This window comes from Polynucleobacter sp. AP-Kaivos-20-H2, from assembly GCF_018882215.1.
Classification (GTDB): Bacteria; Pseudomonadota; Gammaproteobacteria; order Burkholderiales; family Burkholderiaceae; genus Polynucleobacter.
Genome location: NZ_JACVOX010000001.1, coordinates 360,162 through 386,342, shown reverse-complemented (window position 1 = coordinate 386,342; position 26,181 = coordinate 360,162). Strand labels below are relative to the sequence as shown.

32 protein-coding genes are annotated in these 26,181 nt (G+C 43.8%); 18 read left to right on the top strand and 14 right to left on the bottom strand.

From position 1 onward, the window contains the following. Positions 1–270 precede the first annotated feature (270 nt). Entirely contained in the window at positions 271–663 is a 393-nt protein-coding gene (locus tag ICE89_RS01945; RefSeq protein WP_216202104.1) for a polymer-forming cytoskeletal protein, read from the top strand. Between the two features lie 18 nt (positions 664–681). Further along, positions 682–1,359, top strand: coding sequence for a RodZ family helix-turn-helix domain-containing protein (locus ICE89_RS01940; protein ID WP_216264458.1), 678 nt, complete (start codon positions 682–684; stop codon positions 1,357–1,359). 350 nt (positions 1,360–1,709) lie between these two features. Here the strand turns inward: ICE89_RS01940 and ICE89_RS01935 are convergent, their stop codons facing one another. Both ICE89_RS01935 and ICE89_RS01930 read right to left on the bottom strand, forming a co-directional pair. Next, positions 1,710–3,347, bottom strand: a complete 1,638-nt coding sequence (locus tag ICE89_RS01935; RefSeq protein ID WP_216264456.1) for an amidohydrolase — start codon at positions 3,345–3,347, stop codon at positions 1,710–1,712. A 19-nt stretch (positions 3,348–3,366) separates the two neighbouring features. After that, the gene (locus ICE89_RS01930) at positions 3,367–4,248 is read right to left on the bottom strand and encodes a hypothetical protein (protein ID WP_216264454.1); all 882 of its coding nucleotides are present in this window, start codon (positions 4,246–4,248) and stop codon (positions 3,367–3,369) included. 107 nt (positions 4,249–4,355) lie between these two features. Between ICE89_RS01930 and ICE89_RS01925 the strand changes: the two genes are divergently transcribed. Together ICE89_RS01925 and ICE89_RS01920 are read left to right on the top strand one after the other, a co-directional pair. Further along, positions 4,356–4,850: a hypothetical protein gene (locus tag ICE89_RS01925; protein ID WP_215274748.1), complete on the top strand. Its 495-nt coding sequence runs from the start codon at positions 4,356–4,358 to the stop codon at positions 4,848–4,850. Positions 4,851–5,141: 291 nt separating this feature from the next. After that, a complete protein-coding gene (locus tag ICE89_RS01920) occupies positions 5,142–6,398 on the top strand; it encodes a serine hydrolase (protein WP_216264453.1) in 1,257 nt (418 codons plus the stop codon). A 32-nt stretch (positions 6,399–6,430) separates the two neighbouring features. Here ICE89_RS01920 and ICE89_RS01915 read toward each other — a convergent pair whose 3' ends face one another. After that, positions 6,431–7,006, bottom strand: a complete 576-nt coding sequence (locus ICE89_RS01915; protein ID WP_216264452.1) for a hypothetical protein — start codon at positions 7,004–7,006, stop codon at positions 6,431–6,433. A 611-nt stretch (positions 7,007–7,617) separates the two neighbouring features. Here ICE89_RS01915 and ICE89_RS01910 point away from each other — a divergent pair. The 6 genes from ICE89_RS01910 (at position 7,618) to ICE89_RS01885 (ending at position 10,762) form a co-directional block, all read left to right on the top strand. Continuing rightward, positions 7,618–7,908 (top strand): nucleotidyltransferase family protein, encoded by a 291-nt coding sequence (locus ICE89_RS01910; protein ID WP_216264451.1) that lies wholly within the window; start codon positions 7,618–7,620, stop codon positions 7,906–7,908. Beyond that, a complete protein-coding gene (locus ICE89_RS01905; RefSeq protein ID WP_216264450.1) occupies positions 7,905–8,261 on the top strand; it encodes a DUF86 domain-containing protein in 357 nt (118 codons plus the stop codon). Before ICE89_RS01910 ends, ICE89_RS01905 begins: the two co-directional genes overlap by 4 nt. A gap of 126 nt (positions 8,262–8,387) precedes the next feature. Further along, positions 8,388–8,789 carry a hypothetical protein gene (locus ICE89_RS01900; RefSeq protein WP_216264449.1) on the top strand — a complete coding sequence of 134 codons (402 nt, stop codon included), beginning with the start codon at positions 8,388–8,390 and terminating at the stop codon, positions 8,787–8,789. A 72-nt stretch (positions 8,790–8,861) separates the two neighbouring features. Continuing rightward, positions 8,862–9,545 carry a DUF3313 domain-containing protein gene (locus tag ICE89_RS01895; protein ID WP_216264448.1) on the top strand — a complete coding sequence of 228 codons (684 nt, stop codon included), beginning with the start codon at positions 8,862–8,864 and terminating at the stop codon, positions 9,543–9,545. A gap of 9 nt (positions 9,546–9,554) precedes the next feature. Then, on the top strand, positions 9,555–9,818 hold the full coding sequence (locus ICE89_RS01890) for an EF-hand domain-containing protein (protein WP_216264447.1): 264 nt from the start codon (positions 9,555–9,557) through the stop codon (positions 9,816–9,818). Positions 9,819–9,868: 50 nt separating this feature from the next. Then, entirely contained in the window at positions 9,869–10,762 is an 894-nt protein-coding gene (locus ICE89_RS01885; protein WP_216265006.1) for an alpha/beta fold hydrolase, read from the top strand. Between the two features lie 67 nt (positions 10,763–10,829). Here the strand turns inward: ICE89_RS01885 and ICE89_RS01880 are convergent, their stop codons facing one another. The 4 genes from ICE89_RS01880 to wrbA all read right to left on the bottom strand — a co-directional run bounded on the left by ICE89_RS01880 (position 10,830) and on the right by wrbA (position 13,534). Beyond that, positions 10,830–11,015 (bottom strand): hypothetical protein, encoded by a 186-nt coding sequence (locus ICE89_RS01880; RefSeq protein WP_072582447.1) that lies wholly within the window; start codon positions 11,013–11,015, stop codon positions 10,830–10,832. A gap of 90 nt (positions 11,016–11,105) precedes the next feature. Then, positions 11,106–12,521 (bottom strand): FAD-binding oxidoreductase, encoded by a 1,416-nt coding sequence (locus tag ICE89_RS01875; protein WP_216264445.1) that lies wholly within the window; start codon positions 12,519–12,521, stop codon positions 11,106–11,108. A 2-nt stretch (positions 12,522–12,523) separates the two neighbouring features. Then, positions 12,524–12,907, bottom strand: coding sequence for a DUF2069 domain-containing protein (locus tag ICE89_RS01870; protein ID WP_216264444.1), 384 nt, complete (start codon positions 12,905–12,907; stop codon positions 12,524–12,526). A 24-nt stretch (positions 12,908–12,931) separates the two neighbouring features. After that, positions 12,932–13,534, bottom strand: coding sequence for an NAD(P)H:quinone oxidoreductase (gene wrbA / locus ICE89_RS01865; protein WP_216264443.1), 603 nt, complete (start codon positions 13,532–13,534; stop codon positions 12,932–12,934). A 22-nt stretch (positions 13,535–13,556) separates the two neighbouring features. On the opposite strand from wrbA, the gene ICE89_RS01860 reads away from it, so the two are divergent. The 4 genes from ICE89_RS01860 (at position 13,557) to ICE89_RS01845 (ending at position 17,263) form a co-directional block, all read left to right on the top strand. After that, positions 13,557–14,405 (top strand): YhjD/YihY/BrkB family envelope integrity protein, encoded by an 849-nt coding sequence (locus ICE89_RS01860; RefSeq protein ID WP_216264442.1) that lies wholly within the window; start codon positions 13,557–13,559, stop codon positions 14,403–14,405. Between the two features lie 76 nt (positions 14,406–14,481). Next, on the top strand, positions 14,482–14,937 hold the full coding sequence (locus tag ICE89_RS01855) for a CBS domain-containing protein (RefSeq protein ID WP_216264441.1): 456 nt from the start codon (positions 14,482–14,484) through the stop codon (positions 14,935–14,937). A gap of 43 nt (positions 14,938–14,980) precedes the next feature. Continuing rightward, positions 14,981–16,093 carry a chorismate synthase gene (gene aroC, locus ICE89_RS01850; protein ID WP_216264439.1) on the top strand — a complete coding sequence of 371 codons (1,113 nt, stop codon included), beginning with the start codon at positions 14,981–14,983 and terminating at the stop codon, positions 16,091–16,093. A 12-nt stretch (positions 16,094–16,105) separates the two neighbouring features. Then, complete coding sequence (locus ICE89_RS01845; protein ID WP_216264438.1) at positions 16,106–17,263, top strand: MFS transporter; 1,158 nt, start codon at positions 16,106–16,108, stop codon at positions 17,261–17,263. A gap of 14 nt (positions 17,264–17,277) precedes the next feature. On the opposite strand, the gene ICE89_RS01840 is transcribed toward ICE89_RS01845, so the two are convergent. From ICE89_RS01840 to ICE89_RS01820, 5 genes are read right to left on the bottom strand one after another with little or no spacing between them, the layout of a single operon-like run. Beyond that, positions 17,278–18,072 (bottom strand): peptidylprolyl isomerase, encoded by a 795-nt coding sequence (locus ICE89_RS01840; RefSeq protein WP_216265005.1) that lies wholly within the window; start codon positions 18,070–18,072, stop codon positions 17,278–17,280. A 48-nt stretch (positions 18,073–18,120) separates the two neighbouring features. After that, complete coding sequence (locus tag ICE89_RS01835) at positions 18,121–18,405, bottom strand: BolA family protein (protein ID WP_216264437.1); 285 nt, start codon at positions 18,403–18,405, stop codon at positions 18,121–18,123. Continuing rightward, entirely contained in the window at positions 18,402–18,950 is a 549-nt protein-coding gene (locus ICE89_RS01830; protein WP_216264436.1) for a septation protein A, read from the bottom strand. The genes ICE89_RS01835 and ICE89_RS01830 overlap by 4 nt, the downstream gene beginning before the upstream one ends. Positions 18,951–18,973: 23 nt before the next feature. Further along, the gene (gene msrB, locus ICE89_RS01825) at positions 18,974–19,387 is read right to left on the bottom strand and encodes a peptide-methionine (R)-S-oxide reductase MsrB (protein ID WP_216264435.1); all 414 of its coding nucleotides are present in this window, start codon (positions 19,385–19,387) and stop codon (positions 18,974–18,976) included. A 35-nt stretch (positions 19,388–19,422) separates the two neighbouring features. Further along, on the bottom strand, positions 19,423–20,889 hold the full coding sequence (locus ICE89_RS01820) for a YdiU family protein (RefSeq protein WP_216264434.1): 1,467 nt from the start codon (positions 20,887–20,889) through the stop codon (positions 19,423–19,425). A gap of 54 nt (positions 20,890–20,943) precedes the next feature. Between ICE89_RS01820 and ICE89_RS01815 the strand changes: the two genes are divergently transcribed. Beyond that, positions 20,944–21,426 (top strand): PaaI family thioesterase, encoded by a 483-nt coding sequence (locus ICE89_RS01815; RefSeq protein WP_216264433.1) that lies wholly within the window; start codon positions 20,944–20,946, stop codon positions 21,424–21,426. Between the two features lie 2 nt (positions 21,427–21,428). Here ICE89_RS01815 and ICE89_RS01810 read toward each other — a convergent pair whose 3' ends face one another. Together ICE89_RS01810 and ICE89_RS01805 are read right to left on the bottom strand one after the other, a co-directional pair. Further along, positions 21,429–22,286 carry an NRDE family protein gene (locus ICE89_RS01810; RefSeq protein ID WP_216264432.1) on the bottom strand — a complete coding sequence of 286 codons (858 nt, stop codon included), beginning with the start codon at positions 22,284–22,286 and terminating at the stop codon, positions 21,429–21,431. Positions 22,287–22,294: 8 nt separating this feature from the next. Next, positions 22,295–23,302, bottom strand: a complete 1,008-nt coding sequence (locus ICE89_RS01805) for a folate-binding protein YgfZ (RefSeq protein WP_216264431.1) — start codon at positions 23,300–23,302, stop codon at positions 22,295–22,297. 20 nt (positions 23,303–23,322) lie between these two features. Here ICE89_RS01805 and mltG point away from each other — a divergent pair, with 20 nt between their 5' ends. Genes mltG through ICE89_RS01790 form a run of 3 tightly spaced genes read left to right on the top strand, consistent with a single transcriptional unit; the run spans position 23,323 to position 26,169 of the window. After that, the gene (gene mltG / locus ICE89_RS01800; protein ID WP_216264430.1) at positions 23,323–24,396 is read left to right on the top strand and encodes an endolytic transglycosylase MltG; all 1,074 of its coding nucleotides are present in this window, start codon (positions 23,323–23,325) and stop codon (positions 24,394–24,396) included. A 12-nt stretch (positions 24,397–24,408) separates the two neighbouring features. After that, positions 24,409–25,047 (top strand): dTMP kinase, encoded by a 639-nt coding sequence (tmk, locus tag ICE89_RS01795; protein ID WP_216264429.1) that lies wholly within the window; start codon positions 24,409–24,411, stop codon positions 25,045–25,047. Next, entirely contained in the window at positions 25,048–26,169 is a 1,122-nt protein-coding gene (locus ICE89_RS01790) for a DNA polymerase III subunit delta' (RefSeq protein ID WP_216264428.1), read from the top strand. The last annotated feature ends 12 nt before the right edge of the window (positions 26,170–26,181 follow it).

Below are 26,181 nucleotides of genomic sequence, written 5' to 3'. Positions count from 1 at the left end.
TAGATCTTGGAAGTCTCTCCGATGTGTCAACTAAACCAACCCTAAAGCTGATCCTGGCGGACTTTGGTCGACTCTGCGACTCTTTAAAGATCAGACCTTCTTTCCTTTTTTGTCCTTATTAAGAGGTTTTTTTAGATCGTTATTTGTTATAGTTAATCTAGAGTGCCCATTTCTTCAAATAGCCACTGTTTGGCATTATTATGTAAAAAAATTTAGCCCTGATTGATAACATTGTTCAACAAAACCTCAAACTTAACCCAATATAAAAAAATGCCTTTTCAGGGCATTTTGGGCGAGGGCAGTACCATTGAGGGCAAGCTAGAGGCCAATGGAAACTTCCGCATTTTGGGAAAAATTACAGGTGATATTTTGGAGGCTGATGGCGGGATTGGTATCCTAGTGATTGATAAATCAGCCCATATTCAAGGCAACATCTATTGGGCTAACTTAATTATTGTGGGTACCGTAGATGGCAATATTTTTGCCAGTGGTTCCGTTGAGATTTATCCGAGCGCTATTATTCGAGGTGATATTCAGTGTAAGCAGCTTAATATTCACCCAGAAGCCAAAGTCAATGGCAGGCTAAATTGCTTTGATCCAGACCAAAAGCTTGCTGATAATCTGCAGACTGTCTCAATAAACACAAACCAATCATTTGTCTAGATTCATAGTCTAATTATTATGAAAAATCACTCTTCTATCGCTTATATATTAGGGGAAAATTTCAAAAAAGCTAGAGAAGCAAAAGAAATATCAATTGAAGATTTAGCTAGAGAAGTTACTCTTTCCAAAACACATATTGAACAAATAGAAAATGGGCAAAGTAATGCCTTCTATTCTGAATCAATCAAAATGGTTGCTGCAAAAAAGATTGCATTAGCATTAGGATTAAGCGAAGAGGAGGCTTTTTTGATAAAGCAGCAAGCACTTGATTTGCAAATCATGCCAGAGACTCCTCAAGCTCCTGTCAAGGAGCTATTGACCCCAAAGCCTGTTACCTCAGAGCGGTTGGAGCAAAAAGAGTTAGTAGAGAAAAGTCCCAAACCCATTACTAGTAAAAACAAAGAAAATTCTGCAGCAAAGATTGTGCGAAAAATTTCAATTTTGATTAAGGAAAAGATAGCCAGTTACCAAACTGTATTTCCTATACAAGCAGCTTTATCTTTGGGGGTCATTTTGGGGGTAGCGATATTGGTTATTTTATTTAAACCTCAGCCTGATGGGTCTGAGGCTAGACTAACTATTTCTGCTGAACCTTTGATTGAAGCCAAGGATGCCCAAGAGCCAATCAATAAAGCTCAAGATAATCCTGAGATAGTCAAAGAAAATGCTCCAGTAGTAGCTCCACCAGAAAGGTAAGTACGGTAAAGCCTTTTTTGAACTTGATGATTTACTGTCGGTTTAACCGACTCTACTTCTGTTAATGCTAGACACTAACCAGAGAATTCCACTACGAACCACAGATCTCGGTGCCTACTGAACACCTGATCTTGTCGGGCTTATGTCATTGTCTAAGCTATTGTTTTAGCTCATTTTTTAAGCTTCTAAGGCGTAGGTCGCACGTTCGAATCGTGCTGGGCAGGCCAAAAATTCTCTTAAATTAATAGTGTTTCAGGCTGATCAATTGTGTTTAATTGGTTTGATGATTGCTATAAGCTCAAGTGAATACTCTCGTCGATGAATCCGATGAATCCGATGCATTCTTAAGTCTACTCGACACTCCTGGAGTAAATCACTTTGCCATTTTTGATGGTGTTGACTACCTTGATGTCTTTGATTGCATCTGGATCAATCGTTAAAGGATTTTGATCCAACTCCACTAAATCTGCCAACATGCCAGGCAGGATCTTACCCTTCGTATTCTCCTCGCGATATACATAAGCAGCATTACATGTGAACGCCTGCAATGCTAGGTAAGGATCCATCTTTTCCTGAGTACCCAATGTTTTTCCAGACATTGTTTTACGATTGACTGCACTCCAAATAGTAAATAAGCAGTCCGGACCAGAAGAGGGAACGTCATTATGGATTCCCACTACTATCCCTTTGTTATGCGCTGTCATCATGGGGCAAAAATGATCGGAGCGTTCCTCACCAACGATCTCTAAATAGATATCTCCATATAACCATATGTGATTGGATAAAGTAATGGCAATAATATGATTTGCTTTGTAATCATCAAGCTGATCTTCCCTTGCAAAAAATGAATGGGAGATGGTCGAGCGGCGATCTTCCGTAATCCCAGTTTCTGCAATTGCTTTTTTTATCGCGGCTAAGGCCATATCAATGCCTGCATCACCATTGCTGTAGCAAAAGAACGGGATATTTTTTTCGTAGGCCAACTTAGTGTAGTGATCAACCTGATCTTGAGTGTAGTAAGCCATACCCCGCCAGCCATCCGGAAAGCCAGTGGTATCGTTGTAGGGTTTAGAGAGGTAAGCAAGCTTGAGCTGCGGCCCTCCATCTGTTGACATCAATATGCCTGCAACCTTAAAGCCTCGATCAACGTTGCTGTAGACACCAAAGGAATAGTTGGGATTCCCTTGTAGTAGGGTGTCAACCGTATCGCTCATTGGGAGGGCAATTAAATCAATTGAAATAACACCGCTATCAGATGCGAGACGCATCAATTGAATGTCTTCAGGACTGGCTTGATAGTGCTGGGCAGTCGTAGTGCCATATGAGGCATAAATTTTCTCTGCGCTTTGATAAGTCTTAAAAGTGAGATCCTGAGAAAATTGGCCATAAGCCGCAGCAACTGCGTTCAGATAGGGTAGCCCAATAATGATGCCCGTCATTTGATGAGTAGTCGGATCAACTACGATCGTGCCAGACTCAACTTTAGTATCTGCAGTAATGCCTAGTTTTTTTAGGCCAGCTGTATTAAACAAGCCCGCTAGTGTGGAAATGTTTTGAACAAGTACCGGCGTATCTGGAAAAGCAGCATCTAAATCAGCAATAGTTAATGGTCCGTCTTTCATTAAGCCATCCATGTACTCGGCTGCGATCAACCATCCATTAAGAAGCTTGCCGTCTTTTTTCAGTTGTGCAATTAACTCAGATCTACTGCGCGGAGGATTGTCAGCGAAGTAACCAACATTCAAACTTAATGTTTGTTGAGCAAACAAACCAAAGTGTCCCCAAGTGTCAATAAATCCTGGGGTTAAGGTGTGACCATGTAGGTCATGCATTTTGGCATCTGGGCTGGACAAAGCGTTTGCCTCTTGTTTGTTACCAGTAAAAGCAATTTTTCCATCTTTCACCAATACTGCTTCAACATATTCAGGTTGATCGCCGGCCATGGTCAAAATATTACCGTTGAAGTAAAGGGTTTGATTTGATGTCATAAGTTAACTTTATAAGGTATTAATGTGAAAAAGCATAGGTAAGCCCGATCCGCCCACCCCAACCTTGCGCGCCACCTAGGTTGGTATTGACCGAGTAGTACCGAGCACCAATTGTAAATAGCAAGGGTAGGTCAGCCACTTCAACTAATTTGCTACCCATTAAATTAATCGGATAGGCACGGGCGCCGGTATCCATATTCGTGATCGATTCACAATCAAGGGTAATGTTCCCATATCTTTTGGTGATGTAGGTGATAAAAGGTTGAAATCCAACATTATTGGCGCTAGGACCATTGAGCGGCATTGCTCCAAGTCCAAACGATTGATATGCATAAGCACCCACAATCCAATCCTCGCTTCGATGAATGGCGCCCATGCTGTATCCCACAGCATTTTGTGAGCTGCCATACATGGCAGGCATATTGGTGCCGATCTGTACCATTGGACCAAAACCAAATGAATTCTTCAGTCGGGACTGACCTGTGTTTGTAAAAAAACTTTCAATAATGACTGGTTTAAATCCCGAGCTGGAGTAACCATCGAAATTGCTAAAGGATTGATACGTGATTTGGGGATGCACTACATAGCTGTAGTCAGAACTAATGCGGTAGGGGAGCCAAGGCTCGATTTCGGTAGATTGAGTTGAGCCTTGATGTTTTAGACCTACTTTTTGGTCAAAGTTGATATAAATTGGTACTGAGGCGACATCATCCTGAGCTTGTAATTGCCGTTCAGTAGAAATGAGTCTCTCTTCTCCTGGGGTAAGCGCTTTGAAGAATAAATTTGTATCTTGAGAGCGCGCAAGTTTGACGTTACATAGCACCAGGATAGTCAGTAGTGCTTTGAATTGATGCATCTGCATGATGTATAAGGTGGGGCTTCGCAAGCTTAAAAAAATCATATTTATTATGATAGCATTGTAATATTTAGAAGATTATTTGTAGTAGATTTGGCTATGTAATTCCCTATTTTGAACGGACTTAAATGAAATTTAGCTTTTTTGGAAACATGAAGAAAATGTTAAAGGAGCTGCCATTAGTAGCTACCTACCTATCACTCTGGTTTTGTGCGATTACTTTTTACAATCAAGCTGCTGTTCATATGCCAGAAAAGGGAATTGAGTCCTATGGGTTTGCTGTGATTCAGGCCTTGGTGATGTCTAAAATCATGCTCACCGCCGAAATGATTGTTCCTGTTGGAGTGATATTCAAGCCCAATCTGAAATTCACTATTTATTTATCAATCTTCGTTCGCACAACTTTCGCATCCATCGTCGCCCTAATGCTGCGTTATTCTGCTGCGGGAACAGAGGGCTTTTTTAAGCATCAAGGATTTATTGAATCTATGCGCAATTTTGGTGATGGGGACATCGCCCATATTATGGCGCTCCTATGTTTATATTGGCTGATCATATTGCCCTACATCGCATATCGCTTTCTTTTACATCTTGCAGGCAACAATGACTTGTCATCGTATTTGTTGGAAAAAAGACCTCAAGATTAATACTTTAAAGATTATTCAAACTCCTTAACTATATTTATTGAGGCCTTAGTAGATTCAAGTGTCGTGTAACGCGATACCATTTAGTGTCGGTTTGACCCGACTCGGAAGTGTCCGGTTACGTGACGGTCAGGTGGCTCTTATCAAAGGTTATGCGGACATTGAAAAATCGGAAATAGGGCAGATTGGGTGGCAGAGAACGGCCAATTGAGGACGATCAAGCCAATATATGTCTGGGCGCTGCTTATATTGACGCCTGTTAAAATTTTGAATCAAAATTGACCGAGAAAAACCATGAAAAAAGATGCAGATGTTAGCCGTCAGCCAGTAACCAAGGAACTTGCTGGCTATTCTAATTCTGAGTTTCTTGCGATGGTGGGGGGGTTTCAGTACGAAAATGCACTCGCTGGTGGCGATGTTTCATTATTTGCCAATACTCGCATAGCATCTTTTTTTCATACTGCTATCGTGTCACCCCGAAAAGCATCTGTTCCTCTGCCTAGCGATCCCAATCAAGCAATCGGAAATATTGAGGCTGAAACTGTCTGCGGTAAGTTGTCACTTGATGACTTTGTGAATAGTCCGAAGAGTTTTATTCAGGCATTCATAGTTGCTCATATGGGCAAGGTGGTTTATGAGTGCTATCCCGGAATGAGGTCAACAGATAGTCATCTATGGGCATCGACAGCAAAGCCAATCGTAGCTTTACTAATCGAGCAATTGATCGATGAAGGCAAGATTGATGACAAGAAGACTTACAGTCACTATGTCCCTGATTTTCGTGGTACCGCATGGGAAGACATGAAGATTATTGATATTCTTAACATGGCTTCTGGTCTTAATATCTTAGAGAATGATGTCACTAGGCATGACCCTACATCTATGGCGACTCGCCTCTTCCGATCCGAGTTTGGCTATCCTGATCCAGTAACAAATAAGATAGAGACGACACGCTCCATCATGAAGTCGGCCACTAAAGAAATTGATCCGGGAAAGCGTTTTGACTATAGCTCAACGAATACGCAATCACTTGTCATACTTATCGAAGAAGTCTTGAATAAACGCTTTTCAGATGCTGTAGATGAAAGAGTGTTCTCGCACATGTCTTTAGATGGTGATATGCAACTCCATCTGTCTGCTAACGACCACCTTGAGTGTATGCATGGATTGGTATCAAGTCGTCTACGTAACCTGATGCTCTTTGGAATGCTTTACACGCCGAGTTGGAATAAGATTTCTGACGCGAAGGTAGTTTCTGACGCTACTCTTCATCGTATTCGCAAGGAATTGCCAAGCCATGATGTTTATATGGCTGGCTCCGATGGGCCGCTATTCTCAGCTGCTTTGAATGACTATGTGATTAGTAATAATCGTCAATGGGATGATATTTTCCCTGATGGCGACATGTTCAAGCTTGGCTTCATGGGGCAAGGTTTGTATGTTTCGCCAGATCGTGATTTAGTCATTTCTTACTTCTCTACAAATCCTGATACGGCTCCAGGTCAGGGGTATATGAGACCAATTGCAAAGTCTGGACTGTTCGATAGTTAAGAGCTTTACCAAAGACCCGCTACGGCGGGTTTTTATTTCGACATGAGCGATGGATCTATTAAAGCTAATGAGTCTCTTAATTTATAAGGCTCAACCGGATTCCATCCTTGGTAGGGTGACATAGCGATATAGACAAAAACCATTGAAGTCACAATGCATAGCCCAGCAACAGCTAGAGTTATCTTCATTGCTTTTTGGCTTTTGAGGTGTATTAAGCCAACACACAAGAGCAGCAGGAATGAGCAAACGGGAATTGCTGGCCATTTTTTAAGACTATTATTTTCGTAAGCTAATGATTGCCTCATTAGACGGCTATGACGAATGGAGTCTACGGCACCATCCATTCGGCCTTCAATAGAGCCGCGTTGATTGGGTTCTATATCTATATTGTTTACTACTGTACTTAAGGCCTCAAACTCTGGGAATGCAATCTGTCGACTCTCATATCCATTCGTTGAAATCACTGGCCATTCTTTATCAACCACAGCATTAACGTAGTTATTGACTGCTAAGATTAGTTTTGAGCCGTCTTGGGCGGGGAGTAATTTAGAGATGCTAACGAGTACGCCTATTGAGTTAGCTTCTGAGGTCAAGTTGTCACTAGCCATCTGATGTCTTTGAAATGAGTTGGTGGCAATAGTTCAGATAGCCAGACTGAATAGAAAGGCTGTGATTGACAAAAAAGCCGGACTGATTGAATCAGAGGTATTGAGCCATCCTGAGATAGGTGACTTGTTCAGCAGCCAGTAAATCATGTATGCGGACAGCGTGGTGAGCACAATCGTAGCTGTCGTAAATAAGCCAAGGCCAGTGATGTAGGTATTCATAGGTAAATTTAGATGCTAATTTGAGTGTCTTTGATGATAAAGGATGTCTTATTAAATGACTCCTTTGGGTCGATCTCTGCCTGCCATACTCAATTTAGACTAAGGTCTGCTTTAAGATCAGCAACAGCCTGTTGCGGCCCTGACGATGTGGTGTCGGTTTAACCGACTCCACATCTGTGGATGCCACGCACCATATGGTCAGTTCCACATGATTCCACGGATCTCGGTGCGTATCGAACACCTGATCTTGTCGGGCTTAAACCATTGTCTAAGCTATTGATTTATATCATTTTTTCAGCTTCTAAGGCGTAGGTCGCACGTTCGAATCGTGCTGGGCAGGCCAAAACACTTTGTGTTGATCTTCAGGCCAAATATTTGCATAATCTAGTGTTATGAAACCTTCGATTGCCCTGAACGCCAACCGTGCCCAGATTCGCTTAATTATTGAAGCGCACCATGCCAGTAATGCACGCGTTTTTGGTTCAGTGGCAAACAGCACCGACATTGATGGTAGTGACTTAGATGTTTTGATTGATCCTAGTCCCGAAACAACATTATTTGATATTGGCGCAATTCGCTATAAATTAAAGCAATTATTGGGTGTTCCAGTGGATGTTTTGACGCCGAATGCCCTGCCAGAAAAGTTCCGCAGCTCAGTGATTGCAGGCGCAATGCCAATATGACGCGTGATCCACAGCGTTTGCATGATTATTTGGAACATATTCTCGAAGCCATAAAGCGAATAGAAGGTTACTGTGCAGATATTGATGAACTCGGTTTTATCAACAGCCAATTAATTCAAGATGCGGTTATTCGGAATTTTGAAGTGATTGGTGAGGCAAGTAAGAATATTGAGCGCATCTTTCCTGAATTTTTAGTGCAGCATCCTGACCTTCCCCTATTGATTGCTTATGAAATGCGAAATGCATTAGCCCATGGTTACTTTAAGGTGGATATGCAAATTGTTTGGAAAACAATCGAGGTCAATCTTCCTAACCTTCAAACTCAGATAACAAAAATAATTAAAGATCAGTAAAAACAAGGCGTAGGTCGCACGTTCGAATCGTGCTGGGCAGGCCAAACATCCTCCGTTCGTACTATAGCTTCCAGAGCTGTAATCTTTTATGGTTATCTTTTTCCTGCGTTGTCATAGAATGCTTTGATGAATATTCATTTACTTAAGATTAGTACATGCCTTATTGGCTCGGCCTTAATTCTTTGCTCTTGCTCTACTGCGAAGTTAGAGGCACGCCTTGAGGCCAATCCGCAATGCAAAGATGTTGTGAACCCTAAAACAGGTGCTTTAATGCCTTGCCCTGGTTCGGATAAAGCCTTTTATAGAGAGGTTGGTTTAGCGCCAGCAAAGCCGGCTCCGGCAGTGAGCAATCCAATCGATTCGTCGCCAACGACAGCAACTACAGCAACTTCAGTGCAAGCACCTTTAAATAATGTTCAAACGTCAGCGCCAGCGGGATTACCTCAGACGACTCCCGCCCAAGTTGAATGCAAACCCCAGATTCATAAAAAGACAGGTGGCACCTTGCCATGTCCAGCCCCGGACTAAATTGATCTAGGTATGATGATCTTTATTAATAACCGCCTTACAAAGTAACTTAACCCTTCACTCGGAATCGCCATGAATAAAATGAAAGTACTGATAGCATCATTTGCTACAGCAATGACTTTGGCTGCATGTAGCAATGCACCCAAATTGGCAACAGAATCCATGCCTAGATCTGGATTCTTGCCTGATTACAATCTTTTGGTTCCAATGGCTAGCGCTGATAAAGATACTCGCATTTGGAGATATCGCATTTCAGGTGTGAACCCTGGTTCGTATACTGCGGTAATCTTGGATCCGATTTACCTGAATCAAAATGCTACTAAGTCAGTAAGCTTAGATGATATTAGCAAGGCAAAAGCTGCACTACAGGCATCTATGGTTGAGGCCGTTAATTCTCGCGGCACTATCAAGATAGTGAATAAACCAGGACCTGGTGTTGCACGCATCTCTGTTGGCATCACTGGCGCCGAAAGTTCAGCCGATAGTTTGCAACCCTGGAATTTCACTCCAATTGGTTTGGCAATGAATGCAGCTGCTTATGCTGGCGGTGTAAATTCCAAAACCCCAGCGCTGTTAGTCGAGAGCAAAATCACAGATAGTCAATCAAACCAATTATTGGGTGAGGGTTTGATTACCATTCAAGGTGAATCCTTTAGAACTAACGCTGGATCTGCAGATTCATTTGTTGCAATGGCAAAGAAAGTGGTCCGCTCTGCATTAGAAACATCCGCCAACCCAGTGCCAACTGGTCAATAAGCTCCCATCATGAAATCATCCATTAAAAAAATAATCGCCATTGCCTTGTCATCTCTGGTAGCAATCCCATTATTAGCCTTGGCTGATGATGCATCTCGCGATAAAGAAATTGCTGAGCGATTTGCTAAATGCGATGTTAATCATGATGGCAAGTTAACTCGTGAAGAGGCCAATGGTTGTATGCCTCGTATTTATGACCACTTTAGTTACATTGACTCAAGCAACAAAGGTTATGTAACTGTGTCTGAAATTCAGGCTATGGCTAACCGTTAATATTTAAAATGCAAGGGCCTCTTAGGAGGCTCTTTTTTATTGGGTGAATGATGTCTGTATCTTTTCCTGGTTTTGAAGCTAAAACATTTCACACTGACTCTGAAGATGGCTCTATTGAGATTTCATACCTCATCGGTGGTAATGGTCCTCCACTATTGTTACTCCATGGCTTCCCACAAACAAAGGCAATCTGGAGCCAAGTGGCTCCTGCGTTAGCAAAAAACTTTACTGTAGTTGCTGCAGACTTAAGGGGTTACGGTGCGTCATCAAAGCCTCATGGCAAAAGTGATCACTCAACGTATTCAAAAAGATCAATGGCCGCAGATCAACATGCATTGATGAAAAGTTTAGGTTTTAATCAATTCTTCTTGCTTGGACATGACAGAGGTGGAAGGGTTTCTCATCGCCTGGCAATGGACTTTCCTGAAAGTGTTTTACGTTTAATGGTTCTGGATATCTCTCCAACATTAACAATGTACGAGAACACCACTATGGAATTTGCTAAGGGATATTGGCATTGGTTCTTCCTGATACAGCCAGAGCCAGTTCCAGAAACCTTAATCGGCGCTAATCCTGAGTTTTGGTTAAAAAACCATATGGGTCGACATGCGGGCACAGGGATATTTTCCCCAGATCGATGGTCGGAATATTTGGCTGGGGCTAGTCATGCAGAAAGCATGCATGCGATGTGTGAAGATTACCGAGCTGCTGCTTCTATTGACCTCATTCACGATCGCTCTGATCGTGCTGCAGGCAAGATGTTGAAGATGCCACTGAAGGTGTTGTGGGGTGAGCATGGTTTAGTAAACCAATGCTTTAAACCTTTAGAAGACTGGAGGGTTGTGGCCAAGGATGTTGCTGGAAAAGCTGTTCCCAGTGGTCACTACATACCAGAAGAGATTCCTGACGTTTTGCTGGTAGAGGCCATGGAATTCTTTGGCTAAAAGCTCAATAAGCAAGCTTCAAAACAAAAAACCCTAAATAAATCAAATATTTAGGGTTTTTTAACAATCACTCAGGGTGAAAGTTATTGCTTGCCATGAAGCTAATGGTGCGTTCGAAGCCAAGGATACGGATATAACGCCAAGCAATATCGCGGTATTTACTGTCCAGGTAGCCAATGGCTACTTCAGGCGTCCTTGTGGACAAATCGATCTCTTGAATTGCACGGGCCCAACGTTTTAATCTTGTTGACATGTTTGTCACCTCCATGGCTATACAACGCATGGAAAAGCGGTCGAGATGACATGAATTACAAAATATTTATCAAAAAAGCAGCTGTTTTTCTTAAATGGAGACAACTTTATGGGGATTAAGGATATTTTGGGGGTCTAAAGCTCTTTTGAGGGTCTTCATGAGCTCGTGGGCCACCTCACCCTTATGAGCCCTTAAGCCTTCCAATTTGAGCTGTCCTACCCCGTGTTCTGCAGAAATGGAGCCATTACAGCGCTCAACTTGGGCATATACGAGCTCATGAATGGGTTTTTCATTGATTTCATTGAAAGTCTTGGGATCCATGCCTAAGGGTGGGGCAATGTTGTAGTGCAAGTTTCCATCCCCTAAATGGCCAAAATTGATGATTCTGACCCCAGGAAAGTTTGCCCTGATCAAGGCATCGGTTTCTTTGACAAAGCTTTCAAGTGATGAAAGGGGAATGGTGATGTCATGTTTGAGGTTTGCACCTTCTTCGGCTTGCGCTAGCGTAATGTGTTCCCGCATATGCCAAAAGGCATTGGCTTGACTTAAGTTGCTGGCAATAACAGCGTCGCTGATAAGACCAGATTCGAAGGCTTCCTCCAAAATGGTTTCCAGAAGCTGTCTGACATGATCCTCGCTCTCATGATCTGACAATTCAACAAGTACGGTAAATGGCGGCTTACCTTGCAGTGGATTTGCCATTTGAGGAAAGTGCTTCTCATTTAACTCCAAAGATTCCTGCGTCATCATTTCAAAACCGGTCAGCAATGAGGTTGCCCGTTTCTGAAAGAGATTTAAAAGTGCAATTGAAGAGGCGATGGTTTCACATGCGACGAGGGTAGTCCATTGGGAAATCGGTAAGGGGTAAAGCTTCATGACTGCAGCAGTGATGATGCCTAGGGTGCCTTCTGATCCAACAAACAAGTCACGCAAATCGTAACCCGTATTGTCCTTACGCAAACCTTTAATGCCATTCCAAATATCACCTTTGGCGGTAACAACTTCAAGACCTAGACATAGATCACGTGCATTACCGTAGCGCAACACATTGGTTCCACCTGCATTGGTTGCTAAGTTGCCACCGATCATGCAGCTACCTTCTGCACCCAAACTTAAGGGAAACAAAAATCCTTGTTCAGCAGCTTTTTCTTGCACAGATTGCAAAATGCATCCCGCCTCAAGTGTGATGGTTTGATTAGCACTATCGATTTCACGAATCTGATTCATGCGCTTGAGATTGAGGATGACTTGCTTACCGCTAATATCAGGTGTAGCGCCACCACAAAAGCCGGTATGTCCACCTTGAGGGACTATAGCAACCTGGCTTGCGGCGCAGAGCTTGACGATATTTGCTACTTCAGCAGTATTGCTAGGCAAAAGAACTGCAAGCGCTTTTCCCGTAAAGCGTTTACGCCAATCAGTTAAGTAGGGCGTTTTATCCTCATCGTGAGTCAGAATATATTTTGTCTCAAGGACTGTGGATAACTGATTGATGAAGGTTTGCATTCTTACTCCGCAGCCGCCTTCTTGAGAGCCTTAGCTTCTTTTTTGATGGGCTTTAGATACATGAGTAAACAGACAAAGCCGATAGTTGAGAAAATAGTTTCTAGCAGTGCAAGCCAAAAATTGGTACCCGTTTCGAGAATGCGAACTAAGCCTTCGGTTGTATAAAGCAATATCAACATTGAGGCCCACTGCATCGTGTAAACCTTTCCTTTCCATATCCCAGGAATAGCGAATAGCAAAGGTATACCCTTTAGGATCAACCATGACCCACCAGGTCGGAGAGGGGAGATAAACCACTCCCAACAGACACACAAGATAAATAAATCAATAAAAGCGGCTGTTGCTATAAGTTGGTATGGATTTTTGTCGAGAATCTTTTTTATCATGATGACTGCTGAATGCATTACCTTTTATTTTGAAAAAAGCATTAAGGCAGTTTCAGCTAGGCGCTTGCCTTGCGCCTTAGCTAGGCGTTGTTCTTCGGGGCTGATAGGCGCACGTCCGTCGGCGTGAGCGAGATGAGTCACTCCATAAGGACTACCGCCTGTATTGGAAGACATGAGGTCGGGCTCGCTGTACGGAATACCCATTAGCATCATGCCGTGATGCAGCAGTGGAATCATCATGGTTAAGAGGGTGCTTTCTTGACCGCCATGCATGCTACCGGTACTCGTAAAGACACAGGCCGGTTTACCAATCAAGGCGCCATTTAACCACTCTGAAGAACTTCCATCCCAAAAGTATTTCATCGGCGCTGCCATATTGCCAAAACGAGTCGGAGAACCCAAAGCAAGACCAATGCACTCCTTTAGGTCTGAATATTCAACGTAAGGTGCTCCATCCTGGGGTACGGCTGCCTCCGTAGCTTCACAAACCGCAGATATGGGGGGCACGGTTCTCAAGCGGGCATTTGCCCCTGGAACGCTCTCGATACCCTCAGCAATCAGGCGCGCCAGATCCTTGGTTGCACCATAACGGGAGAAGTACAAAACTAAAATATCGTGTTGGCTCATATTGATCTCTTATGATACGGCGATGCGACTTATTCGTAACCCCCAATTATGGCTCTCTCTGGCTAAAGAGATCTGGGAGCGTAATCGCGGTCAAAATTTAAAGCAAATTGCGGCTAGCCTGGCATTTACAACGACCTTATCCATGGTACCGATGGTGACGATCGCCACTATGCTGATTGGCCAGCTCCCAAGCGTGATCCAAGTTAAAAATAGCTTTAGATCCTGGCTTTTGGATACTTATATGCCAGGTGGTATTAACCAACAGGTATTTATTTACTTAGATCAATTCTCATCCCAAGCTAAAGGCCTTACCTATGTAGGTTTGGCTGGACTGATTATTACAACAATCATGACTTTAGCGGTGATAGAGGGTGCCTTTAACCAAATATTCAAGGTCACTGCAAGACGCCCTTTGTATAAAAAAATTGTGATCTATAGTGCGGCAACTATTCTGGGTCCAATCATGCTTGGCGTTGGTATTTACTTGAGCGGCGTTTTATTTAGTGCTTCAGAAGGCTGGATCAGCGCGGTATCTTTTGGCTTTCAATTAGTGGCTGCGATTGCCCCAATCTTTTTGGCCATTCTGGTCTATGCAGTGGTCTACAAAATTCTTCCTTACGCCAAGATTTTGTGGCGAGACGCCTTTGCAGGAGCTTTTGTAGCAGCACTTGCCTTTGAGCTAATGAAGTTTGGTTTTGCTATTTTCTTGGGCAACACGGCCTTCTATAAGACGGTATATGGCGCTTTTGCGATCTTGCCCCTGGGTTTAACGTGGATCTATATGACCTGGTGGATTACTTTAACCGGTGCTGTACTGGTAGCCAATTTGCCTGATATTCGAAGCGGCGTCATTAGGGTTATTCGTTACTAAAAGTATCGCCTAAGCTCTTGATTCGAGGAGGTCTTGAGTCTATATTGGATCTATATATATTGTTTTCGGAGACCAAATGAAAGTTCGTGACATATTACGTGTCAAGGGAAGCACCCTTTTTACAGTAGCCCCTGATACAGCGTTGCAAACTGCAGTGCTAGTAATGAGTGAGCACGACATTGGTTCATTAGTAGTCATGGAGTATGACAAGCTAGTTGGTATTCTGACCTTCCGTGAAGTCATTGCTGCTTTAGCTAAGCATCACGGCAAGCTTGAAGATCTTCAAGTGAATACTGTGATGAATCAAACACCTTTGACCTGCAATATGGAAACCGAGATTGATGAGGTTCGGCGCATGATGCTGGTAGACCATGCGCGCTATTTGCCAGTAGTCGATCAAAAGATGTTGATGGGCGTTATTTCTTTCTACGACGTAGCGAAATCAGTGGTAGAGGCTCAGGACTTCGAAAATACGATGCTCAAGGCCTATATTCGTGATTGGCCGGAAGATACTGAAAAAGCAACCTCCTAAGTCGTTATAGCCATCATTTTCCGACAAATGACATAATGTCGATATGTCAGGAAATACTTTAGGCCTCCTTTTTACTGTTACCACTTTTGGTGAATCCCACGGTCCCGCAATCGGGGCGGTGGTTGATGGTTGCCCGCCGGGCATGAATCTTTCCGAAGCAGACATTCAGCTAGATTTAGATCGTCGCAAACCAGGCACATCGCGTCATGTTACTCAACGCAAAGAAGAGGACAAAGTTGAAATCCTTTCTGGCGTCTTTGAGGGTAAGACAACAGGTACGCCTATTGCGCTATTAATTCGCAATACAGACCAACGCAGCCAAGACTATGGCGATATCTTGCAGACCTTTAGGCCTGGTCACGCAGATTATGCGTATCAAAATAAATATGGCGTTCGTGATCCCCGTGGTGGTGGTCGCTCATCCGCTCGTTTAACAGCGCCGGTTGTTGCTGCGGCTGCGATTGCCAAAAAATGGCTACATGAGAAATATGGCACTGAGTTTTATGGCTATATGAGTCAATTGGGTGAGCTTCAAATTCCATTTAAAGATATCACTCAGATTGATCAGAATCCATTTTTTGCTGCCAATGCAGAAATCATCCCTCAGCTTGAAGGTTATATGGATGACTTGCGTAAAGCAGGGGACTCTTGTGGCGCACGTATCGAGGTACGAGCTCGCAATGTTCCTGCAGGCCTGGGTGAGCCTTTGTTCGATAAATTGGATGCCGATATTGCGCATGCCATGATGGGTATCAATGCAGTTAAAGGTGTTGAGATTGGCGCCGGCTTTAAGTCAGTGTCTCAACGTGGTAGCGAGCACGGAGATGAGCTTTATCCTGATGGCTTTGCAAGCAATAACTCCGGTGGTACTTTAGGTGGCATTAGCAGCGGCCAAGATCTTCGTATTTCCATTGCGATTAAACCAACTTCTAGCATCATGAGCCCAAAGCAATCTATTGATTTAGATGGAAAGCCTATTACAGTTCAAACCAAAGGCAGGCATGACCCTTGCGTTGGTATTCGTGCAACACCGATTGCTGAAGCAATGTTGGCGCTTGTTTTAATGGATCATGCTCTACGCCATCGCGCTCAATGTGCTGATGTTCCAGATGCCGCATCTATTCCAGCCTCTCAACCAGGCTCATTGCGCGATTAATTGGCTTAATCGATGACGCCTTCGCTACGCTGGGCCTTCGGGTCCTTTTTCTTTTTATATTTCGCTTATGTTGGGTTGGTTTCTCCATATGCCAGCTTGTTCTTTTTAGAACGGGGCTTTAGCGTTATAGAAATTGCTGCATTGATGTCTATGTTACAGATCACCCGCATTATTGGTCCATTTTCTTGGGGTTGGTTATCGGACTACCTTTCTAATCGGATTAGCATTATTCGATTCTGCGCATGTCTTGCGGCGGTTGTTTTCTTATGCATTTATTTCTTGCACAGCTACATCGGGTTTTTTATTTGGATGTTTGTGTTGCACACCATTTTGAGTAGTTTGATGCCGCTTGGTGAGTCAGCCACTATTCATGCCTTATATAAAGATAATTCCTTCGATAAGCGTTACGGACGCTTGCGTCTGTGGGGGTCTATCGGCTTTATTGCCATGGTTCTTGCCGCAGGAGAGTTATTCCAGCGCAAGAGTATTGGGCTTTATCCCATTGTGGGCACCGTTGTTTTACTTGCCCTAGCTCTTATTACTTTTTGTTTACACGAGCCCAAGATGGAGCGTCGCAAAATGGTGAAAGGGGAGTTATTGGTTGTGCTTTTTAATCCAGATGTTCGGTGGTTTTTAATGTCTGGATTTTTTATGATCTTTGCCCACGCAGCTTTATATGTTTTTTACTCTCTTTATCTCTCCAACCTTGGCTACAACAAATTTCAGATTGGCCTGTTTTGGGCTCTAGGTGTTTTTGCCGAAGTCATTTTCTTTTACTTTCAAAGTAAGGCATTGAGCAGGTTAGATGCCGAGGTTATATTGCAGGCTGCCTTTGGAATTGGCGTTGTCAGATTTGCCTTAATAGCTTTCCTACCAATAACTTCCATTTTGATAGTGGCGCAATTAATGCATGCTGGCACTTTTGCTGCACACCATAGTGCCGCTACAAAACTTTTGCAACGTTGGTTCACAGGCCCGTTACAGGCTAGAGGTCAAGCTTTGATGGCTACCATCTCCTACGGCCTTGGTGGAACGCTCGGAGGGTTATGTGCTGGCTGGATATGGGAAGCATCTCAACCAAGAGATGTATTTGTAATGTCCGCGTTTGCATGCGGACTGGCGGGTTTGGCGATCCAAAAACTCAGACCGCGACGTTATCCCGCCAGATAGAACTACTTAGCTTTTTATTGAATCTTTGCTTTAGCGCGTAGTTTTTGCATCATTTCTGAGAACTTCGCTTTTTGCCAATTCTTATCAGAGATGATCATCTGTTTCAATTGAGCCTTCATTTCTTCAAAACTTGGGGCTTGAATATCGCGAGAATCGATTACCTTGATGATGTGCCAACCAAACTTTGATTTCACAGGCTTGTCAGTAATTTGCCCATTTTTGAGTTGAACCATTGCTTTAGAAAACTCTGGCACCAATGCTTTATCGCTAACCCAGCCTAGATCGCCGCCATTTTTAGCAGAGCCAGGGTCGAGCGACTTTGCCTTAGCAATTTCTTCGAAATTAGCGCCTGCCTTAAGCTGCGCAGTAATTGCCTTGGCATCCGCTTCTTTTTCTACCAAGATATGTTCTACGTGATATTCCTTACCAGTGTATTGCGCCTTTGCAGATTCATAAGCGGCTTTCAGATCAGCTTCTGCAACACCTTCTTTTTCAATATAATCCTCAAATACAGCGCCAACTAAAACTCCCATGCGTGCTTGCTCTAATTGCTCGCGTACCATTTCATTCTGAATGACGCCGCGCTTGTCAGCCTCCTGCAATACCAATTCACGGGTTACCAACATCTCACGAGCTTGATCGCGTATCTGCGGGTTATCAGGCTGACCTGAACGTTGAACTAGCTTATCCAATTGTGCTTTAGGAATCGCTTTGCCATTCACGATGACGGCATTTTGTGCGATTGCATTTGCAGATAAAAGAGCGGCTCCAAGAAGGCTGATTGAGAGTATTAGACGTTTATTGATCATGGTTTTGATAAGTAAATTAAAGGGGAATAAAGCCATTCTAAGGTAGCCCTAGACAGTAACTTCGTCTGGGGCTAGGGCGGCAATGGTTAGGGCATGAATTTCCTTGGGAATATGGCGATTCAAGGCCGCATAAACAGCCCTATGGCGTGCCACTAGGCTCAAACCCATAAACTCTGGCGCAACAATTTCCAGTCTAAAGTGACCGCCGCCACTAGCTGCGCCCGCATGGCCAGCATGAAGATGACTTTCATCTTCAATCTTTAAGGCTTGTACCTGAAAAGCTTTGCGTAGATCTTCATCGAAAGCGGCAATTCGTAGTTGATTGATGCTCATTCGCTTGGATGCTCCATGTGCTTGGAGAGCCAAACTCCTTGCAGAATGACAAAAAGCAATAGGAGGCCAGTGCTGCCGAATAATTTAAAGTTAACCCAAGTTTCTTCTGAGTACTCAAAAGCAATATAAAGATTAAGTGCACCCATGATAAAAAAGAATATAGCCCAAGCCATATTGAGGCTATGCCAAACTGAATGCGCAGATTCTGCTTTAAGCGTTACCTGCTTTCCCATTAATACTTGTATCCAATTCTTTTGAAAAAACTGAGCGCTGATGAATAGGGCGCCTGAAAAGAGCCAGTAAAGAGCTGTTGGCTTTAACTGAATAAATGTTTTGTCATGCAAGAAGATTGTGAGGCTACCAAACACAACAATCATGACAAGACTTATCCATTGCATGGCATCGATCTTGCGATGGCGGTAATAGACCCATAGAATCTGTCCGATAGTGGCCACCATGGCTACGATGGTTGCTGTGTATATGTCGCCCAGCTTAAAGGCGACAAAGAAGAGAATAATGGGGAATAGGTCGAATAAAAATTTCATAAGAGGATTATCCAGCTATTTATTTATTTTTCAGTTTTTGCGGGTATGGCGTTGGCGCCTGGCTCAAAACTCAAGGATGCAGAGTTAATGCAGTAGCGCAATCCAGTTGGCATGGGGCCATCCTCAAATACATGTCCTAAATGGGCATCACAATTTGCACAACGGACTTCGGTGCGAACCATGCCATGAGTAGTATCTCGAATTTCCTTAATAGAGGATGCAACTTCTGGGGCGTTATAGCTTGGCCACCCGCAACCAGCATCGAACTTGGTCTCTGATAAAAAGAGTGGTGTACCACAGCAAACGCACTGATAGCGACCCTTGTCCCAATGATCCCAGTACTTGCCGGTAAAAGGTCGCTCGGTTGCTGCTTCTCGAGTTACTCGGTACTCTATATCACTTAATGATTGCTTATATTCTTGATCTGTTTTTTTCATTTTGACTCCAATAATATGATTTTCTTAATGAACATTTATGAGGAACAGCTTACTTCGACCATATCCATATCTGGTGGTGGAGCTAGCGAGTAAGAGGCAAATTCTGGCTGTTCATCGAAGGGGCTACTTAAAACCTTAAGAAGCTTTGATACCTCAGAAAAGTCTTTTTTCTGCGCCTGCTCAATGGCAAACTGGGCGAGATGATTTCGCAGGATGTATTTTGGGTTAACTCGATTCATTGCTAAGTGCCGCTCTGAATCAATACTAGATTCACTCTGTAAGCGAGCTAAATAATCAACGAACCAAAGATCAATTGCATCGCGGTCAATAAAATCATCTCTTAAGGTAATCTGCGAAATAGACAGATCTGAGTTGAGCTTTCCAAGGTTGCGAAAGAAGTTAGTGAAATCCACTTTTGAATCATGCATTGCCTGTAATAACCTCTCAATCAGAGCGACGTCGCCATCTTGCTCCGTACTAAATCCTAATTTATTACGAAACAATGCTTGCCAATTACTCGCATAAATAACCGGAAACTCTTCAAGGGCAGCTCGTAATTGCTCTTGCGCTTCTTTTTCGTTATGGCGAAGCTCGAGCAGTGGAATCATAGCGCTGGCCAAGCACGCCATATTCCAATGCATGATTTGCGGTTGGCGATGGTAGGCATAGCGACCACCTTGATCGCTATGGTTGCAAATATGATCGATCTGAAACTGGTCTAAAAATCCAAAAGGGCCATAGTCAATAGTCAATCCAAGCGCACTGATATTGTCACTATTGAGAACTCCATGACAAAAGCCCACAGCCTGCCATTGAGCGACTAATTTAGCGTTACGTGCGCAAATTCTTTTAAATAAATCTAAATAGGGCCCGTTAGCCTGTAAGGATTCCGGGTAATGTATTTCTATAAGGTAATCTGCGAGCTCTTTTAACCTTGCATGGTTTTGTATTGAAGCGTAATGCTCAAAGTGTCCAACCCGAATAAAGCTTGGCGCCAAGCGAGCACAAACGGCTGCAGTCTCTAAGGTTTCTCTTCTGACAGGCATGTCTGAGCCAACAATTGATAGCGCTCTTGTAGTTGGAATTCCCAAAGCATGCATTGACTCGCTGCATAAGAATTCCCTAATAGATGAGCGCAATACAGCGCGACCATCACCCATGCGGGAGAATCGCGTTGTCCCAGCTCCTTTGAGCTGTAATTCTTGCTCAGCAATATCGCCTAACAATATTGCGCGTCCATCACCCAGTTGACCAGCCCACACCCCAAATTGATGTCCGCTATAGGCTGTTGCTATAGGATTTGGAAATTGATGATTGGTTGTATTTAAACCGTTCCCAGACAATATCTCTAGCCATGTTTTATCTATGGGAAGATTATTTTCGTCCAGGTCGATACCCACCAATTTGGCAGATGAGGGTGAAAATGCGACCCAGTAGGGATTGGGTATCGGGGTGGGGAGGGTTGCTTGGCAGGCATCATCGCCGCGTAAAGTAAAGGCCATAGAGGTATTCTAGGTGGATTTACTAAATCACGTGCATGGCTCTAAAATTAATCTATGAACAAACAAGTCCAAATGAATCCACAGACCCAGTTAGCTAATTTAGGCGAGGAATTGAATGTGCCTTTTTTAAAGCTTTTGGGTGTTCGTTGTTTAAGCGCTGAAATGGGCAAGGGGGAGATTTTGCTGGCTCTCAAACCTGAGCACAACAACACTTGGGAAGTAGCGCATGGAGGTGTTTTGTTAACGCTGATGGATGTAGCTATGGCTGTTGCAGCACGCTCCGGCGATCCCGGTGATCGCAGTGTGGTGACCATTGAAATGAAGAATAATTTCATGCAAGCTGCAACCGGTGTGCTGAGAGTCAAGGCTGATACGGTTCGCAGAACAGCAACAATGGCTTTTTGTGAAGCCAAGCTTTATAACGATCAAGGTGAAATTTGCTGCATGTCTACCGGCACCTTCAAGTATCTGAAGCGCTTAGCAACTCGCAATGCGGATGGTGATCGAGTTATAAACGATGATGGTCGCTTTGAGTAATGCTAGACGGATAAATTTGAATCTGATGCAGAGCTAAGGGCGCCTGTAACAACGTCATGGCCTACGGTTCCTGAAGCATCAAAGCGACGCTCCACCATCTCAAACTGGCCGTCTTTCCTCACCCTTAAAACAGTACTTGAACGCGTTCCATAAGCAGGAGTTTTAATAAACGCTGGTGAGAGTGCCTTCTCCCATTCACGACTAACCCCAGTGTTAGGAAGCTCGTTGTCACTGGCGTGATGGGTATCCGCCAATAGCTTTAAATATGGATCTGCATTTTTAAGTTGTCCTTGATCCATTGCCAAAGCCTGAGCAAATGCGGCTATACGATGATTTACTTTTGGCCACGGGGTATCAAGCATGGCATTGGACAAGCCATAAACTCCTGGCTCTAACATCTGCTGTGGAAACACTTTACGCGGACGAATACTTTGCCCCATCATCATCCGGTTGCTTACCCAATGCATTTCGGCATTGGCTGGGTCACTTAAATCCGCCATTAAAAGATTAAAGCCGTTGTATTGCTGAAAGCGTTTAGCATTGCCTTGGATAAATTCGGAAGGGCGCTCATTGCCGGTGAGGTACATCAAAGATAGTTCACCACGCGTTCTAGAATCGGGATTTTTTTCGCTAGGCGCCCGAACATTCGTTAAGGCTGCAAATTTTCCGGTTTTGGTAAATCCCAGCCAGGTTCCAGGACTACCCAATACATCAGCGCGATCTCTACCTGCTAAAACATGGGGATGTTCAGACCACCATGAAACACCATCGGTATTGCGCTCATAAAACTCATCACGGTTCGCTGCTACCACCAGCGAATATTCTGGGTGAGAATTCCAGGCGAAGAGAATAAGGCACATAAGGGTTATTAAATTTCGAGCAAAGGGTAGGGCAATAAATCTATTTTTAACACAGGTCCCTCAGTGCTACCAAGATGAATTTCCCCATTTTCAAGCGCCTCTAGCTTGCACTCGATCTGAAGGTCAATGCGCTCCTGATCCTCTGGAGAATGTGCAGATAAAACAACCATTCCTGCTGGCTGGGAGGGATCATTGGAGTGGAAAAGTTCAGCGCCCGGGACGGCCAATTTTTCATCTGAACTACTTCTATCTATATGGGCAATTTGCAGTCGACGCTTGATGGCGCCACGATATTGGCTACGAGCAACGATTTCTTGGCCTGGATAACACCCTTTTTTAAAATCAACGCCGGCCACAGATTCAAAATTAATCATTTGGGGCACAAATTGCTCCTGTGTTGCTTGAACAATTCTAGGAATGGCACTTAAGACCTCAAGCGCATTCCATGCTTGAAGCATTTCACTAGAATTACGTGCACTTGATTGTTCATCAACAGGGATTGCAAACAAAAGACGGGCAACCGATTGATTGTTTGCCAAAACATCGGGCATGCGTAAACTCATAGCGCTAGGATCAATCTTAAATTGGACAATCTGCTCCTCGGAACCATGCAGTCCAGAAATAATCCAATTCTCGGTTACATCGGTAACTTTTACCTTTGAGCGCAATACAAACATGGATAAGCGTTTTGCTGTACTTGCGGCAATATCTTTCGAAATAAATAAAGCAAAGCGATCTTCGGCGTTCTCGTCAGATGGAAACAGTCCGAGCCATGCGCTTGCAAGCAATCTCCCTTTAGGGCTGCAATAACCTACTAGGCGGACACCTGAAAAATTTTGGGCTATTTGACTGGGTAGGGTGCGGTTAAGCCCCAATACTGAATTTGTTAATTGATTTTGTAAAAAGCTTGCAGCATCTGAGCCCTCAACCAGGATTAATCCCCACTGCGGCAAATTGCAGGGTAGGGAAGTGGGGTTATTTAGCCAGTTTTGCTCAATTTTGGGGGTATTTATCATGACCCTTTTATCATAGCCTGATGAGCAGAAAAATTCAGAGCAGATCTCTATTTATTAAGAAAAAGTCAAAAGATCGAGGTCTCAAGTATTGGTTTGCCCTTCTGTTAATCTTCCTAGGTCTAATTTATGGCGGTATTTTTTTACTGCCAGTGGTGCCCAACACTCCCAATGTCGATAGCGCACCTGTTTATAAAGTGAAGATTAATCCGAATTCAAGCCTTTCTAGCATTGCCGATCAGTTGGGTGAGCAAGGCTTATCGATCAATAAATTCACTATCCAGGTTGGCGCTAGAAGTATTTTCGTGGGATCAAAACTAAAGCCTGGCACCTATATGTTTCCAGTAGGAGGGAGCCTCGGAAAAGTGTTACTGCAAATAGCACGCGGTGACCGAGTGAGGGAAAGTATTGCGATTATTCCGGGTATGTCTATCTGGCAACTGCGGAGCATCATCGATATGCACCCAGCTCTCATCCATCAAACCAAGGGTATGAGCAATAAGAATTTGCTGCAATCCCTCAATCTTAGCTACCCCAGTGATGAAGGACTTTTTCTTCCTGATACCTATATATTTGACCCTGATGAACCGGATTTAAATATTTATCGTAGAGCCGCACAAGCAATGCAAAAGCAACTAAACCAGGCTTGGGATCAAAAAGAGCCTGGGCTTCCCTTAAAAACACCCTATGAACTCTTAATCCTGTCTTCCATCATCGAAAAGGAAACTGGCCGCTCAAGCGATCGGGATATGATTTCTGCGGTATTTATAAATAGACTCAATAAAGGAATGCCTCTTCAAACCGATCCTACGGTTATCTACGGAATAGGCCCTAAATTTGATGGAAATTTGCGGAAAGCGGATTTACGCAAAGACACTGCCTACAATACCTATATGCATAAAGGTTTACCTCCTAGCCCCATCGCAATGCCCAGTAAAGAGTCTATTTTGGCTGCTGCGCATCCTGCTAAAAGTGAGGCCTTATTTTTCGTGGCAAAAGGCGATGGTAGCAGTCACTTTTCTCAAAGCTTAAAAGAGCATGAGTCAGCAGTAGATCGGTACCAACGCAAAATTGCGCCTGGAAAGGGCGCCAACTAAATTCATTTAACTATGACATCAGCACAAAACGGATATTTCATTAGTTTCGAAGGTATTGACGGCGCGGGAAAGAGTACGCACGTTGACGCCTTTAGAAGTTTGATGCAAGAGCGCTACCCAAATAAAGAGGTGGTGATGACTCGTGAACCTGGTGGAACTAGTTTGGGTGAACAATTGCGCAATCTACTTTTAGATGCACCAATGAATTTGGAGACTGAGGCCTTATTAATGTTTGCTGCACGTCGTGAACATATTGCACAGATCATTGAGCCAGCACTGTCGGCAGGAAAGATTGTTATTTCAGATCGCTTTACAGATGCTAGCTTCGCCTACCAAGGTGGTGGTCGCGGCCTGAGCTTGGCAAAGTTAAATGAATTAGAGCGTTGGGTTCAGGGTCGCCCCGATGGTTCACTTTTGCAACCCAACTTAACAATCCTGTTTGACTTACCTGGTGAGGTTGCAGAGGCAAGACGCTCCAAGGTCCGTGCCCCGGATAAATTTGAAAAAATGGATCTAGATTTTTTTGAAAGAGTTCGTCAGGAATACTTGAGAAGAGCCAAGGATGATTCATCACGCTTTCATCTAGTCGATGCAACGAAAACCCCTGAAGCTATTTGGGACGGTCTGAAACTTATTCAGATTGCGATTTAAGTGAAGCAAGATAATCTGATGGCGCCTTGGCTTAAGCCATTATGGGAAAGCTTGGATTTTGCCAATTTCCCTAATGCGATTTTGTTGCACGGGCAGTCCGGTATCGGTAAGTTTGCGTTCTCTGTTGAGCTTGCTAAGGCACTTCTTTGCGAGAATTCAAATGCAGCAATAAAACCCTGCAATCAATGCGAAGCCTGCCACTGGTTTGATACGGGCAACCATCCGGACTTTATTGCTTTAGTTCCTGAAACGCATCGAAAGCTCCTACCTCACGCTGATTATGAGAGTGACGAAACACCCAAAAGAGGTAAAGCGGCACGTGATGATGACAGTGATTCAAGCGAAAAAAAAGAGAAGAAAAATATCTCCATTGAAGAAACCCGTCATGCCATAGAAAATCTTTCCATTGGCTCACATCGCGGTGGTAATCGTGTGATATTGATTTATCCCTTGGAAATGTTGCGCACGGACTCCGCTAACACTTTATTAAAATCTCTAGAAGAGCCTCCAGCCAACACCATCTTTATATTGTTAGCCGATCGTGTTGATCGCGTCTTACCTACAATTAGATCGCGCTGCCGACTTCTGACTGCACCACGCCCTGATCGTGAGCAAGGATTGGCTTGGCTAAAAACACAACTGAATACTATTGACGGCCTAAAAGTAAATGATGGGGATGTCGAAACCATTTACGACGAGCAGGGCGGGGCGCCATTCTCAGTATTGAGCTCTTTGATCGCAAGGCACAATAAAGACGAGAAGGATGAGCTCACGGTATCAATTCAGGCATCACGCTACTTATTGCAATCGATGGCTCAGGGTGCGGGAATGAATTGGCTAGATGCAGCTGAGAAGACATACAAGGCTCAATATGGCTTTCTTTTAGCAAGTATGCAACGCTGGATCTCAGATTTGCAGTCAGTTGTCCAAGATGGTGCGCCACGGTATTACCCAAAGCACATCTCTACGCTTCAGGGCCTTTCAAAAGCAGTGAACGTTCAAAGAATGCTCCAGCTATGGAAGTCGCTCATCCAGGCTCGTCGCCATGAAAATCATCCTCTAGCCAACCGCATCCAGTTAGAAGCATTGCTTTCCCAATACCAACAGATTTTTGGCTCATAAAATAAACCCAGG

Bases quoted from the DNA above. Each gene is read 5' to 3' on its own strand.
- ICE89_RS01945 (WP_216202104.1), top strand. From the start codon at position 271: ATGCCTTTTCAGGGCATTTTGGGCGAGGGCAGTACCATTGAGGGCAAG.
- ICE89_RS01940 (WP_216264458.1), top strand. From the start codon at position 682: ATGAAAAATCACTCTTCTATCGCTTATATATTAGGGGAAAATTTCAAA.
- ICE89_RS01935 (WP_216264456.1), bottom strand. From the start codon at position 3,347: ATGACATCAAATCAAACCCTTTACTTCAACGGTAATATTTTGACCATG.
- ICE89_RS01930 (WP_216264454.1), bottom strand. From the start codon at position 4,248: ATGATTTTTTTAAGCTTGCGAAGCCCCACCTTATACATCATGCAGATG.
- ICE89_RS01925 (WP_215274748.1), top strand. From the start codon at position 4,356: ATGAAGAAAATGTTAAAGGAGCTGCCATTAGTAGCTACCTACCTATCA.
- ICE89_RS01920 (WP_216264453.1), top strand. From the start codon at position 5,142: ATGAAAAAAGATGCAGATGTTAGCCGTCAGCCAGTAACCAAGGAACTT.
- ICE89_RS01915 (WP_216264452.1), bottom strand. From the start codon at position 7,006: ATGGCTAGTGACAACTTGACCTCAGAAGCTAACTCAATAGGCGTACTC.
- ICE89_RS01910 (WP_216264451.1), top strand. From the start codon at position 7,618: ATGAAACCTTCGATTGCCCTGAACGCCAACCGTGCCCAGATTCGCTTA.
- ICE89_RS01905 (WP_216264450.1), top strand. From the start codon at position 7,905: ATGACGCGTGATCCACAGCGTTTGCATGATTATTTGGAACATATTCTC.
- ICE89_RS01900 (WP_216264449.1), top strand. From the start codon at position 8,388: ATGAATATTCATTTACTTAAGATTAGTACATGCCTTATTGGCTCGGCC.
- ICE89_RS01895 (WP_216264448.1), top strand. From the start codon at position 8,862: ATGAATAAAATGAAAGTACTGATAGCATCATTTGCTACAGCAATGACT.
- ICE89_RS01890 (WP_216264447.1), top strand. From the start codon at position 9,555: ATGAAATCATCCATTAAAAAAATAATCGCCATTGCCTTGTCATCTCTG.
- ICE89_RS01885 (WP_216265006.1), top strand. From the start codon at position 9,869: ATGTCTGTATCTTTTCCTGGTTTTGAAGCTAAAACATTTCACACTGAC.
- ICE89_RS01880 (WP_072582447.1), bottom strand. From the start codon at position 11,015: ATGTCAACAAGATTAAAACGTTGGGCCCGTGCAATTCAAGAGATCGAT.
- ICE89_RS01875 (WP_216264445.1), bottom strand. From the start codon at position 12,521: ATGCAAACCTTCATCAATCAGTTATCCACAGTCCTTGAGACAAAATAT.
- ICE89_RS01870 (WP_216264444.1), bottom strand. From the start codon at position 12,907: ATGATAAAAAAGATTCTCGACAAAAATCCATACCAACTTATAGCAACA.
- wrbA (WP_216264443.1), bottom strand. From the start codon at position 13,534: ATGAGCCAACACGATATTTTAGTTTTGTACTTCTCCCGTTATGGTGCA.
- ICE89_RS01860 (WP_216264442.1), top strand. From the start codon at position 13,557: ATGCGACTTATTCGTAACCCCCAATTATGGCTCTCTCTGGCTAAAGAG.
- ICE89_RS01855 (WP_216264441.1), top strand. From the start codon at position 14,482: ATGAAAGTTCGTGACATATTACGTGTCAAGGGAAGCACCCTTTTTACA.
- aroC (WP_216264439.1), top strand. From the start codon at position 14,981: ATGTCAGGAAATACTTTAGGCCTCCTTTTTACTGTTACCACTTTTGGT.
- ICE89_RS01845 (WP_216264438.1), top strand. From the start codon at position 16,106: ATGACGCCTTCGCTACGCTGGGCCTTCGGGTCCTTTTTCTTTTTATAT.
- ICE89_RS01840 (WP_216265005.1), bottom strand. From the start codon at position 18,072: ATGATCAATAAACGTCTAATACTCTCAATCAGCCTTCTTGGAGCCGCT.
- ICE89_RS01835 (WP_216264437.1), bottom strand. From the start codon at position 18,405: ATGAGCATCAATCAACTACGAATTGCCGCTTTCGATGAAGATCTACGC.
- ICE89_RS01830 (WP_216264436.1), bottom strand. From the start codon at position 18,950: ATGAAATTTTTATTCGACCTATTCCCCATTATTCTCTTCTTTGTCGCC.
- msrB (WP_216264435.1), bottom strand. From the start codon at position 19,387: ATGAAAAAAACAGATCAAGAATATAAGCAATCATTAAGTGATATAGAG.
- ICE89_RS01820 (WP_216264434.1), bottom strand. From the start codon at position 20,889: ATGGCCTTTACTTTACGCGGCGATGATGCCTGCCAAGCAACCCTCCCC.
- ICE89_RS01815 (WP_216264433.1), top strand. From the start codon at position 20,944: ATGAACAAACAAGTCCAAATGAATCCACAGACCCAGTTAGCTAATTTA.
- ICE89_RS01810 (WP_216264432.1), bottom strand. From the start codon at position 22,286: ATGTGCCTTATTCTCTTCGCCTGGAATTCTCACCCAGAATATTCGCTG.
- ICE89_RS01805 (WP_216264431.1), bottom strand. From the start codon at position 23,302: ATGATAAATACCCCCAAAATTGAGCAAAACTGGCTAAATAACCCCACT.
- mltG (WP_216264430.1), top strand. From the start codon at position 23,323: ATGAGCAGAAAAATTCAGAGCAGATCTCTATTTATTAAGAAAAAGTCA.
- tmk (WP_216264429.1), top strand. From the start codon at position 24,409: ATGACATCAGCACAAAACGGATATTTCATTAGTTTCGAAGGTATTGAC.